The organism is Kitasatospora phosalacinea (assembly GCF_000717185.1).
In the GTDB taxonomy this organism is placed as follows: domain Bacteria; phylum Actinomycetota; class Actinomycetes; order Streptomycetales; family Streptomycetaceae; genus Kitasatospora; species Kitasatospora phosalacinea_A.
Genome location: NZ_JNYE01000155.1, coordinates 1 through 11,233 on the forward strand (window position 1 = coordinate 1; position 11,233 = coordinate 11,233).

Below are 11,233 nucleotides of genomic sequence, written 5' to 3' on the forward strand. Positions count from 1 at the left end.
CCGGCCGGGCAGGCCGCGTACTACGGCCGCGGCCCGATCCAGCTCAGCTGGAACTTCAACTACAAGGCGGCGGGCGACGCGCTCGGCATCGACCTGCTGAACAACCCCAACCTGGTGCAGACCGACGCGGCCGTCGCCTGGAAGACCGGCATCTGGTACTGGATGACCCAGAACGGCCCGGGCACCATGACCCCGCACAACGCCATGGTCAACGGCGCCGGCTTCGGCGAGACCATCCGCTCCATCAACGGCTCCATCGAGTGCAACGGCGGCAACCCCGCCCAGGTGCAGAGCCGGATCAACGCGTACACCAGCTTCACCTCGATCCTGGGCGTGCCCACCGGGTCGAACCTGAGCTGCTGACCCGCGGCTGAGGAGGAGGGGGCGGCCCCGGCTGACCGTGCGTCAGCCGGGGCCGCCCCCGGGCGGTGCGGGCCGGGGTCAGGCGGCCGCGCTCCCCGCCGGGCGGAGGGACTGCCCGCGGCGGGCGCGGGTGACGGCCAGGCCGACGGCGACCGCCAGGGCGGCGGCGCCGAGCAGGCCGATGGCGTGCGCCAGGGTGCCGGTGGGCTTGGCGACGGCGAGCAGGACCAGCGGGCAGACGAACTCGCCGAGGAAGAAGGCGCTGTTCCACAGGCCGGTGCCGCGGCCGCGGTTGGCCGGGGTGAGCATGGTCATGGTGCGGGTGATCAGGGTGGGCAGCAGCAGGCCGGTGCCCAGGCAGTTGACGACGGCGCCGACGACCAGGAGGGGGACGCTGCCCGCCACGGCGATGATGCCGAAGCCGAGCGCGCAGAGCGCCAGGGTCCAGGGGAGCATGCGGTCGGCGCGGTCGGTGAGGCGGGTGAAGGCGGCCGCACCGGCGACCGTGGCGGCGCTGGCGATCGCGGTGCACAGGCCGATGGTGGCGGGGGCCTCGGTGCCGAGGTCCTTGAGGAGGAAGGAGGTCTCGACCGGGACGGTGTAGAAGACGATCGCACCGAAGAAGGTCAGCGCGCAGGGGGCCAGCAGGCGGCGCAGCAGCGGGCCGGTGGGCTCCGCCGGGGCGGCCCCGGTGCCCTGCCGGCGCTGCGTCGGCCGCAGCATGGTGGCCAGCAGGGGCGCGAGCAGCAGGCCGACGGCGTAGGCCCAGAACGGGGCGCGCCAGCCCGCCGAGCCCGCGGCGCCGCCGAGGGCGAAGAAGGCGGTGGCGGAGACGGCGGAGCAGATCGCCTGCAGGGCGAGGTACTTCTCGCGCTGGCGGCCGCTCCAGTAGTCGCCGATCAGGGTGGTGCAGCAGGTCATGATCGCGGACTCGGCGACGCCGACCAGGGCCCGGCTGACGATGATCGCGGGCAGCGAGTCGAGCCAGAGCGGGGCGGTGCCGACGATCGCGTAGAACACGGTGGCGATCACCAGCAGGCGGTGGCGGCCGAGGCGGTCGATGATCGCGCCGGCGAACGGCGCCATGACGGCGAGGGAGAGCGCGGGGACGGTCAGCGCCACCGGGGCGAGGGCGTCCACGCCGGAGACGGAGGCGAAGTGGTCCTGGAGCTTCGGCACCACCGGGGCGATCAGGACGGCGCCGAGGATCGGCAGGCAACTGCCCGCCATCAGCAGCGTCGCCGTCAGCCGGGGCCGGGCGAGGACCGGGGCCGGAGCGTCCGCGTCGACGGAGGCAGGGACCGGGGCCGGAGCGTCCGCGTCGGCGGAGGCAGGGACCGGGGTCGCCGCGGGGCCGTCGGCGGGGGCCGCCGCGGGCGCGTCGGCGGGGAGGGGGGCAGGCATGACCGCTCCGTTCGAAGGGGGGCCTCCGGCCGGGCGGGACGGGCGCAGGCGTCGGCCCGCCCGCGCTCGGACGGGGGTGGGGGAGGTCGGCACGGGGCGCCGTGTCGGCGGGCCGGGGTGACAGCCATCCTGGACGGGGCGGGTGTGCCCGGGGAATGGTACTGCCGATCGATTGTACGAATACCCGTTATCCGTCGGACAGCTGACGGTGCGGTTGCTCCCGCAGCCCGCCGCTCACCCGGGCGGCCGTCTCGCGCAGCCACCGGTGGGCGGCGTCCCGGGTGTGGACGGGGTGCCACCACAGGGCCTCGGTGAGCGGGACGGGGTCGAACGGGCAGGGCAGGGTGCGCACGCCGCTGTCCGGGCCGAGCCGGAGGGCGAGGCGCTCCTGGATCAGGGCGACCCGGCGGGTGCCCGCCACCATGGCGGGCAGCAGCTGGAAGGTGCCCACCGCGACCTCCACCCGCGGTTCGACGCCCAGCAGGGAGAGCTGGCGGGCGGCGGGGGCGTCGTGCGGGTGCTGGTAGACCGCCCAGGGGAGGCGGGCCAGGTCGTCCAGGGTCAGGGCGTCGCCGACGTCCGGGTGGTCGTCGGCGAGCAGGCAGACCCAGCGGTCGGCGTACAGGTCGAGGAACGGGTAGCCGCTGATCACGCCGTGCGGCAGCAGCAGCCCGTCGGCGGCGCCGAGGAAGTCGCCGATCGAGTCGACCAGGGTGGGCCCGACCGGTTCGAAGCGCAGCCGGACGCCGGGGGCCTCGGCGTGCAGGGCGCGGGCCAGGCGGGCGCCGAAGACGGCGGCGCCGTAGTCGGAGGAGAGCAGGGTGAACTCGCGCTCCGCGGTGGCCGGGTCGAAGGAGGCCTGGCAGGTGAAGACCCGTTCCAGCAGGTCGCAGGCGGGGCCGGTCATGGTGAGCAGCGCGGTGCCGAGCGGGGTGGGGGTGTAGCTGTTGCCGGAGCGGGTGAGCAGCTCGTCGTCGAAGTGCTTGCGCAGCCGGGCGAGGGCGGCGCTGGTGGCCGGCTGGCTGAGCCCGAGCCGTCGGCCGGCCCGGGTGACGTTGCGCTCCTCCAGCAGGGCGCGCAGCGCGGGGAGCAGGTTGAGGTCGAGGGTCGCGAGGTTCATCGGGGGTCGACCCGCCTATCCGTCCGGTGGATGACTGCCATCAGCACAATCGATTTCCATGATCTCCCTGTCGGGGCCACATTAGTCGCAACGCATCGAGAGGAAACCCCGTGGCACCACACGCGCAACCCTCCGGCCCCTTCGCCCTCGGCACCTTCGCCGACGGCGACGGCGCGCCCTTCCCCGGCCTGGTGGCCGGGGGCCGGGTCCTGGACCTCCGCGGCCGCCCCGCGCTCGGCAGCCCCGCCACCACCCGCGACCTGCTGGAGCACTGGGACGAGGCGCTGCCCGTCCTGCACGACCTGGCGGCCCGGACGGACGCCGCCTGGCGCCCCGTCGAGGAACTGCGCACCCTCGCCCCCGTCGAGCCCCGGCAACTGCTGCAGTCCGGCGCCAACTACCGCCGGCACGTGGTCGACCTGGCGGTCGCGCACCGCCCCGCCGACGACCCGCGCACCGTCGAGCAGGCCCGCGCCGAGATCGGCGCGATGATGGACCGCCGGGCCGCCGAGGACCAGCCGTACGTGTTCATCGGCCTGCCGTCCTCGATCACCGGCCCCTACGACGACGTGCTGCTGCCCGACTGGTGCACCAAGCCGGACTGGGAGCTGGAGCTCGCCGCCGTGATCGGCGCCCCCGCGTACCGGGTCACCCCCGAGCAGGCGCTCGCGCACGTCGCCGCGTACACCATCGCCAACGACCTGACCGCCCGCGAACTGGTCTTCCGCCGCGACATGCCGGAGATCGGCACCGACTGGCTGCGCTGCAAGAACGCCCCCGGCTTCACCCCGCTCGGCCCCTACCTGGTGCCCGCCGCGTTCGTCGCGGACCCGGCCGACCTGCGGGTCACGCTGAAGCTGAACGGCGAGACCATGCAGGACGAGTCCACCGCCGACATGCTGTTCGGCGTGGCGCGGATGGTCTCCTACGCCTCGCAGACGACCCGGCTGCTGCCCGGCGACCTGGTCCTCACCGGCAGCCCCGCCGGGAACGGCATGCACTGGGGCCGCTTCCTCGCCGACGGCGACGTCATGGACGGCACCATCACCGGCCTCGGCGCCCAACGCACCCGCTGCGTCCGGGAGTCGGCGTGAACGCCCCGGACCGCACCGACCCCGAGGGCGCGATAGCCGCCGCCGCGAAGGCGTGCTCCAACTGGGGCCGCTGGGGCGCCGACGACCGGCTCGGGACGCTCAACTTCCTCGGCGAGGAGGAGCGGAGGGCCGCCGCCGGGCTGGTCCGGCAGGGCGTCAGCTTCTCGCTCGCCCAGCGCTTCGACATGGACGGCCCGCAGAAGGGCTGGCGGCGGCGCACCAACCCCGTGCACACCATGCTCGACACCGGCACCGACGCCGCCGCCGGACTGCAGGGCTTCCCGCACGGCCTCGGCGGCGCCGACGACGTGATCGCCATGCCGCTGCAGTGCTCCACCCAGTGGGACGGCCTCGGCCACATCTTCGACCACGGCCGGGCCTGGAACGGCCGCGACGCCGCCACCACCGTCACCTCCGAGGGCGACCTCGTCACCGGCATCGAGCACATGGCCCACCAGGTCGCCGGACGGGGAGTGCTCCTGGACGTCGGCCGGGCGATCGGCACCGACGGCGAACTGCCCGACGGGTTCGCGATCACCGAGGAGCACCTGCGCGCCACCATCGCCGCCCAGGGCCCGAGTTCGGCCGTCGGACGCGGCGACCTGGTGCTCGTGCGGACCGGTCGGCTCAGCCGGGCCCGGCGCGAGGGCTGGGGCGAGTACGCGGGCGGACCGGCGCCCGGCCTGTCGTTCACCACCGCCGGCTGGCTGCACGGCAGCGAGATCGCCGCGATCGCCACCGACACCTGGGGCTTCGAAGTCCGCCCCAACGAGTTCGACCACGCCTTCCAGCCGCTGCACCAGGTCGCCATCCCCCACATCGGCCTGCTGATCGGCGAGATGTGGGACCTCGACGCCCTCGCCGCGCACTGCGCCGCCGACGGCACCTACGAGTGCTGGCTGACCGCCGCCCCGCTGCCGATCACCGGCGCGGTCGGCTCCCCGGTCAACCCGGTCGCCGTCAAGTAATCCGCGCGACCACCCCGGACCGCCGGTCGGTCGAAGCGCCCGGACAGTCCTCGGCCGACCGGCCCTCTTCCCCTTCCCTCTCCCGTCCGCCGCGCGACGAGGCGCGGCCCACCCGCCAGGGAGCGACCCCCATGACATCAACCAGCGTTCGTTCGGTCCTGGTGATCGGCGGCGGCACCGCCGGAAACGGCCTCACCGTCCTGCTGCGCCGGGCCGGGATCGGCGTCGACCTCGTCGAGGCCAAACCCGACTGGAACGTCTCCGGCTCCGGAATCACCCTGCAGGGCAACGCACTCCGGGCCCTGCGCGAGATCGGCGTCTGGCCGCAGGTCCGCGCATCGGGCTTCGCGTTCGACGCGGTCGGCCTCACCGCCCCCGACGGCACCGTGCTCCACGTCGCCCGCGACGTGCGCACCGGCGGCGACGACCTGCCCGCCACCGTCGGCATGCAGCGCCCCCAACTGCAGCGCATCCTGATCGACGCGGTGAAGGCCACCGGCGCGCACGTCCGCCTCGGCACCACCGTCACCGCCCTGCACGGCGACGCCGACGGCGTGGACGCCGAGTTCTCCGACGGCACTTCGGGCCGCTACGACCTGGTGGTCGGCGCGGACGGCATCTCCTCCGCGACCCGCGCGATGATCGGCATCACCGAGCGCCCGGAACCGACCGGCATGGCGATCTGGCGCACCCCCGCCCCGCGCCCCGCCGGAGTGGAGCGCACCGACCTGACCTACGGCGGCCCCGCGTACATCGCCGGGTACTGCCCCACCGGGCCCGACACCGTCTACGCCTACCTGGTCGAGCCCAAGCGGGACCGCGCCACCATCGACCCCGCGAGCCACGCGCAGGAGATGCGCCGCCTCGCGGCCGGGTACGGCGGCCACTGGGAGCAGATCGCCGCGTCCGTCACCGACCCGGCACAGGTCAACTACACCTGGTTCGACCGGCACCTGGTCGAGGGCCCCTGGCACCGCGGCCGCGTCGTCCTGGTCGGCGACGCCGCGCACGCCTGCCCGCCCACCCTGGCCCAGGGCGCCGCGATGTCCCTGGAGGACGCCCTGGTGCTCGCCGAACTGCTCACCGGTGCAGAGGAGTTCAGCGAGCAGTTGCTGCTCGACTACCACGCCCGGCGGCTGCCGCGGGTGCGGATGGTGGTGGAGAACTCCTGCCAGTTGGGCCAGTGGCTGATGGACGGCGTCCGCGACGCCGACGTCCCCGGCCTGATGGCCCGCACCACCGCCGTCCTGAAGGAGGCCCCGTGACCGGCCCCGTCGTCGACGTCCACGCCCACCTGCTGCTGCCCGAGGTCGAGGCCCTCGTCGCCGGACAGCCCGGCCTCGCGCACGCCAAGGCCCTGGACGCCCGCCGCAACGGGCCGAAGTCGCTGTCCGTCAGCGGCCCGATGGTCGCCGCCCGGATCCCGCTGCTCACCGACCCCGCCGCCCGGCTCGCCGCCATGGACGCCCAGGGCGTCGACGTGCAGCTCGTCTCCCCGTCGCCCTCCCACTACCACTACTGGGCCGACGAACTGACGGCCCGTCGGATCTGGGAGGCGGCGAACACCGCCACCGCCGCGCACTGCGCCGCCGCCCCCGACCGGCTGCGCGGCCTCGGCCTGGCCCCGCTCCAGCACCCGCAGCTCGCCGTCGGAGCACTCGACCACGCACTCTCCCTCGGCCTGCTCGGCGTCGAACTCTCCAGCCACGCACCGGGCGTGGAGCTCTCCGACCCCGCGCTCGAACCCCTCTGGGCCCGGGCCGCCGAGACCGGGGCGGTGCTCTTCCTGCACCCCTTCGGCTGCACCCTCGACGAGCGACTCGACCGCTGGTACCTGTCCAACACCGTCGGCCAGCCCACCGAGAACGCCGTCGCCCTCTCCCATCTGATCTTCTCCGGCGTCCTCGACCGCCACCCCGGCCTGAAGGTCCTCGCCGCGCACGGCGGCGGCTACCTGCCCACCCACATCGGCCGCTCCGACCACGCCTGGCGCGCCCGCCCCGACGCCCGCGGCTGCGCCCGCGAACCCAGCAGCTACCTGCGCCGGATGTACTTCGACTCGCTGGTCCACGACCCTTATGTCCTAAGGGAGTTGATCCGCGCGGCCGGCGCCGGAAGGGTGCTGCTCGGCTCCGACTTCCCGTTCGACATGGGCACCGAGGACCCGCTCGGCGCCCTCGCCGCGGCCGAACTCCCCGCCGCCGATTCGGACGCCGTCCGCGGCGCCAACGCCGTTGCCCTGCTGGGCCTTTGACCCCACCGCCTGAGGAGGACCACCCATGAACCGCCTGCTCACCCACCTGCGGCACGTCGACCTCGCCGTCCCCGACTTCGAGAAGCAGCTCGACTTCTACTCCGGCGTCTGGGGCCTGACCGAGACCGCCTCCGACCACGGGATCTCCTTCCTGGCCGCCGAAGGCTCCCCCGAGCAGTACGTGGTGCGCCTGCGCCGAGCGGAGGAGAAGCGCCTCGACCTGGTCTCCTACGGCGCCGCGAACCCCGCCGACGTCGACACCCTCGCCGAGCAACTGCTCGCCCAGGGCGTGCAGTTGATCACCCGGCCGGGCAGCGTCGACACCCCCGGCGGCGGCTACGGCTTCCGCTTCTTCGACTGCGACGGCCGCACCGTCGAGGTCTCCGCCGACGTCGCCGCCCGCCGGCACCGCCGGATCGAGGAGAAGGAGTCGGTGCCCGTCCGGCTCTCCCACGTCGTCCTCAACTCGCCCGACCTGGACCGCACCCGCCTCTGGTACGAGCAGCACCTCGGCTTCCGGCTCTCCGACACGCTGTCCTCCCCGCACATGGGCGAGGTCATGCACTTCATGCGGATCAGCAACCAGCACCACTCGATGGCCCTCGCCAAGGGCCCGCACACCTCGCTGCACCACGTCTCGTTCGAACTGCGCGGCCTGGACGAGTACATGTACGGCACCGGGCGGGTACTGCGCGCGGGCGTCCGCAAGATCTGGGGCCCCGGACGGCACCTCGCGGGCAACAACACCTTCTCCTACTTCCTCGACCCGCACGGCAACACGGTCGAGTACACCACCGAGCTGGAGTCCCTCGACGAGGACACCTGGCACCCGCACGTCTACGACTTCTCGCAGCCCGAGGTCACCGACCAGTGGGGCACCGCCAACCCGATGAGCGAGATCGTCGCCAAGGAGTCCTTCAACGACGTCGACCGCGGCGTCTTCGTCGCCCCGCCCGTCTGACCCGCCCGTCCGACCCACCGCACTCCGGGGACGCGGCGCGGCACCCGTCCAGCCCTGACACCGCGCCGCGCCCCCGGTACCAGCCCGAGGGAGCCACCCCATGCGCTTCGCCACCTACGAGCACGAGGGCCGCCGCCACTGCGGCGCGCTCGCCGACGACCGGCTGCACCCGCTGCCCGACGGCACCGACCTGCTCGACCTGATCCGCTCCGGCACCGACGCCCTGCACGCCGCCGGCCGCACCGCCCTGGCCGGCCCGCCCGGCCCGGCCGTCGACGAGGTGCGGCTGCTGCCGCCGTTCCAGCCGCCCACCGTCCGTGACTTCGTGGCCTTCGAGGAGCACGTCGAAGGGGTGCGCAAGAGCGTCAACGGCATCGCGGGCGTCCCCGAACAGTGGTACGCCGCACCGACGTTCTACTTCGGCAACCCCTACGCGGTGATCGGCGCCCACGACGGCGTGCCCGTCCCGCCCGGCTCGCAGGCCCTCGACTTCGAACTGGAGGTCGCGGCGGTGATCGGCCGGGAGGGCGGTGACCTCACCCCCGAACAGGCCCGCGACCACATCATCGGCTACACGGTCCTCAACGACTGGTCGGCCCGCGACCTGCAGTCCGCCGAGATGCAGGTCGGCCTCGGCCCCTGCAAGGGCAAGGACACCGCCACCACCCTCGGCCCCTGGCTGGTCACCGCCGACGAACTCGAACCGCACCGCGACGGGGACGGCTTCCTGCGCCTCGCCCTGACGGCCCGGGTCAACGGCGCGGTCGTCGGCACCGACCTGCTCTCCAACATGGGCTGGACCTTCGAGGACCTGGTCGCCTACGCCTCCCGCGGCACCGTCGTCCGGCCCGGCGACGTGCTCGGCTCCGGCACCATGGGCAACGGCGGCTGCCTCGCCGAACTCTGGGGCCGCAACGGGCGACGGGAGCCCGCCCCGCTGAAGGTCGGCGACACCGTCGAGCTGACCGTCGAAGGCATCGGGACGACCGCCAACACCGTCGTCCCCGGCGCCGCACCGCAGCCGGTCCCCGCCGCCCGTCCGCGCCCCCGGACCCGCCCGTGACCGGGGGAGGACGGCTGGCCGGGAAGGTCGTCGTGGTCACCGGCGCCGCGCAGGGCCAGGGCGCGGCCGGGGCCCGGGCGCTGGCCGCGGAGGGCGCCGACGTGGTCGCCACCGACGTCCGGCCCGCCGACGGCTGCCGCCCCCTGGACGTCACCGACCCGGACGCCTGGGCCGCGCTCGCCGCCGACCTGCGCGCCGAGCACGGCGCGGTGCACGGCCTGGTCAACAACGCGGGCGTCACCTGGCGGGCCCGGCTCGGCGAGGTCGACGCCGCGGACTTCGCCCGCGTCCACGCCGTCAACGCCACCGGTCCGCTGCTCGGCATGCAGCACCTCGCCCCGCTGATGCCGCCCGGCGCGTCGATCGTCAACGTCGGCTCGGCGGCCGCGCTCACCGCGCACTACCCGGTGGCCTACACCGCCAGCAAGTGGGCGCTGCGCGGCCTGGCCAAGGCCGCCTGCGTCGAACTCGGGCCGCTCGGCATCCGGGTCAACACCGTCCACCCCGGCTTCATCGAGACCGAGATGACCGCCACCGCCCCGGCCGCGTTCCGCGAAGCCAACCTGCGCGAGACCCCGCTCGGCCGCACCGGCACCGTCGACGAGGTCACCGGGCTGGTGGTCTTCCTGCTCTCCGACGCGGCCTCCTTCATCACCGGCGCCGAGATCCCCGTCGACGGCGGCTACACCGCGCACGGCGGTGCCAAGTCGATCTCCGACGCGCTCCGGGCCTGAACCGCCCCCGCACCGCCCGGGAGGCCGCGCGGACGGAGCCGGTCCCACCGCCCCGGGAGGTCAGCGGTGCCGGGCGGGGCGGTGCACGAGGACGAGCGTGAAACCGACGGTGCCGAGGGCGACCAGGACGACGCCGCTGACCAGCAGCGAGACCGGCGGCCGCCCGTGGTCGGCCGGGAACGGCAGGCCCGCGGCCGCGGCGACCCGGGCCGGTTCGGTGCGGGCGGCGGAGGCCGGGGGAGCGGTGGCGCCGTTCCGGGCGGGGGCGGGGAGCGCGTCGACGCCGAGCACCTCGGTGCGGGGGCGGGCCGCGGTCGGTGCCGACTCCGCGGCGGACGGCTGCGCGGACGGCTGCGCGGCGGCGGGCGCCCCTGCGGCGGGCGCGCCCGGGCGGGCGACCCGGAGGGTGGTGTGCGTGGCGGCCGCGAAGCTGTCCGCGGACCCGTACCGGAGCCCGAGCCGGACGTCCACCTGCTGCGCGGCGGAACCGGCGGCGACGGAGAGCCGGAAGGCGTAGCGGGCGCTCCCGCCCGGTGCGAGGTCGGTGGCGGGCGGGGCGGCGCCGCGCAGCGAACGGTCGCAGCCGACCGCCAGCGGCAGGGCCTCCCAGCCCGCGGAGGTCCGCACCTGGAGCAGCAACTCGTCGGCGCGCAGCGCTTCTCGCGGGCCGCGGGCGGCGTCGTTGCGGAGGGCGGGCAGCGGGGCGGCGCCCTCCAGCGCGGCGGTGCCGGTGTTGCCGATCTCCGCGGTGAACTCGACCGGGGCGCCGCCCGCCACCAGCGTCCGGTCCGCGGCGGGCAGGAACGCCAGCGAGACGGCCTGCGCCGGTGCCGACCGCGCGGCGGACGGGGACGCGGTCGCGGAACCGGTGCCGGACGCGTCGGAACCGGACGCGGAGGGCGACGGCGGGGCGGAGGGCTGCGCCGGGGTCGGGGTGGCGGGCGGCCGTTCGTCGCAGGCCAGGGCGGCAGGGGCGCCGCCGAGGACGAGGACGGCGCCCAGGGCGGTGCCGGTGCCGAGAACGGCGAGACGGGAGCGGACGGGCACGGTGGTTCCCCCAGGGACGGAAGCGGCGGGCGGCGCGTTCGGTGCGCGTGCCCCCCGTCTCCCCGCTGCCGCCCGGAGAATGCCGACGGATCCCGGTCCGCCCCGGCCCGCCCCGTCCCGGCCCCCGGTGCTGGTCAGGCGCGGTGGGCGAGGGTGAACTCCCAGGCGTCGGCGACGATCCGGTCGAGTTCGGGGCGCTTGGGGACCCAGCCCAGCGCGTCGCGG

General features: G+C 75.1%; 11 protein-coding genes. 8 read left to right on the plus strand and 3 right to left on the minus strand.

Going from position 1 to position 11,233, the window contains the following annotated elements; translation table 11 throughout:
• Positions 1 to 363: chitinase (locus OO57_RS36230; protein WP_033257063.1), on the plus strand; the 363-nt coding region annotated here is incomplete at its 5' end.
• A 78-nt stretch (positions 364 to 441) separates the two neighbouring features.
• Here the strand turns inward: OO57_RS36230 and OO57_RS36235 are convergent.
• Both OO57_RS36235 and OO57_RS36240 read right to left on the minus strand, forming a co-directional pair.
• Positions 442 to 1,767 (minus strand): MFS transporter, encoded by a 1,326-nt coding sequence (locus tag OO57_RS36235; RefSeq protein ID WP_051778702.1) that lies wholly within the window; start codon positions 1,765 to 1,767, stop codon positions 442 to 444.
• Between the two features lie 187 nt (positions 1,768 to 1,954).
• A complete protein-coding gene (locus tag OO57_RS36240; protein ID WP_033257064.1) occupies positions 1,955 to 2,887 on the minus strand; it encodes a LysR family transcriptional regulator in 933 nt (310 codons plus the stop codon).
• A 110-nt stretch (positions 2,888 to 2,997) separates the two neighbouring features.
• On the opposite strand from OO57_RS36240, the gene OO57_RS36245 reads away from it, so the two are divergent.
• The 7 genes from OO57_RS36245 (at position 2,998) to OO57_RS36275 (ending at position 9,961) form a co-directional block, all read left to right on the plus strand.
• Positions 2,998 to 3,981: a fumarylacetoacetate hydrolase family protein gene (locus tag OO57_RS36245; protein WP_033257065.1), complete on the plus strand. Its 984-nt coding sequence runs from the start codon at positions 2,998 to 3,000 to the stop codon at positions 3,979 to 3,981.
• Entirely contained in the window at positions 3,978 to 4,949 is a 972-nt protein-coding gene (locus OO57_RS36250; RefSeq protein ID WP_033257066.1) for a cyclase family protein, read from the plus strand. Before OO57_RS36245 ends, OO57_RS36250 begins: the two co-directional genes overlap by 4 nt.
• Before the next feature lie 131 nt (positions 4,950 to 5,080).
• Positions 5,081 to 6,214, plus strand: a complete 1,134-nt coding sequence (locus OO57_RS36255) for an FAD-dependent oxidoreductase (RefSeq protein ID WP_033257067.1) — start codon at positions 5,081 to 5,083, stop codon at positions 6,212 to 6,214.
• On the plus strand, positions 6,211 to 7,203 hold the full coding sequence (locus OO57_RS36260; RefSeq protein ID WP_033257068.1) for an amidohydrolase family protein: 993 nt from the start codon (positions 6,211 to 6,213) through the stop codon (positions 7,201 to 7,203). The genes OO57_RS36255 and OO57_RS36260 overlap by 4 nt, the downstream gene beginning before the upstream one ends.
• Positions 7,204 to 7,228: 25 nt before the next feature.
• The gene (locus OO57_RS36265) at positions 7,229 to 8,164 is read left to right on the plus strand and encodes a VOC family protein (protein ID WP_033257069.1); all 936 of its coding nucleotides are present in this window, start codon (positions 7,229 to 7,231) and stop codon (positions 8,162 to 8,164) included.
• Between the two features lie 100 nt (positions 8,165 to 8,264).
• Complete coding sequence (locus OO57_RS36270) at positions 8,265 to 9,227, plus strand: fumarylacetoacetate hydrolase family protein (protein WP_033257070.1); 963 nt, start codon at positions 8,265 to 8,267, stop codon at positions 9,225 to 9,227.
• Entirely contained in the window at positions 9,224 to 9,961 is a 738-nt protein-coding gene (locus OO57_RS36275; protein ID WP_033257071.1) for an SDR family NAD(P)-dependent oxidoreductase, read from the plus strand. The genes OO57_RS36270 and OO57_RS36275 overlap by 4 nt, the downstream gene beginning before the upstream one ends.
• 60 nt (positions 9,962 to 10,021) lie before the next feature.
• Here OO57_RS36275 and OO57_RS36280 read toward each other — a convergent pair whose 3' ends face one another.
• The gene (locus OO57_RS36280; RefSeq protein WP_033257072.1) at positions 10,022 to 11,008 is read right to left on the minus strand and encodes a hypothetical protein; all 987 of its coding nucleotides are present in this window, start codon (positions 11,006 to 11,008) and stop codon (positions 10,022 to 10,024) included.
• Positions 11,009 to 11,233: the final 225 nt, after the last annotated feature.

Excerpts from the sequence above, each read along its gene's own strand:
- OO57_RS36235 (WP_051778702.1), bottom strand. The coding sequence starts at position 1,767 with ATGCCTGCCCCCCTCCCCGCCGACGCGCCCGCGGCGGCCCCCGCCGAC.
- OO57_RS36240 (WP_033257064.1), bottom strand. The coding sequence starts at position 2,887 with ATGAACCTCGCGACCCTCGACCTCAACCTGCTCCCCGCGCTGCGCGCC.
- OO57_RS36255 (WP_033257067.1), top strand. The coding sequence starts at position 5,081 with ATGACATCAACCAGCGTTCGTTCGGTCCTGGTGATCGGCGGCGGCACC.
- OO57_RS36265 (WP_033257069.1), top strand. The coding sequence starts at position 7,229 with ATGAACCGCCTGCTCACCCACCTGCGGCACGTCGACCTCGCCGTCCCC.
- OO57_RS36270 (WP_033257070.1), top strand. The coding sequence starts at position 8,265 with ATGCGCTTCGCCACCTACGAGCACGAGGGCCGCCGCCACTGCGGCGCG.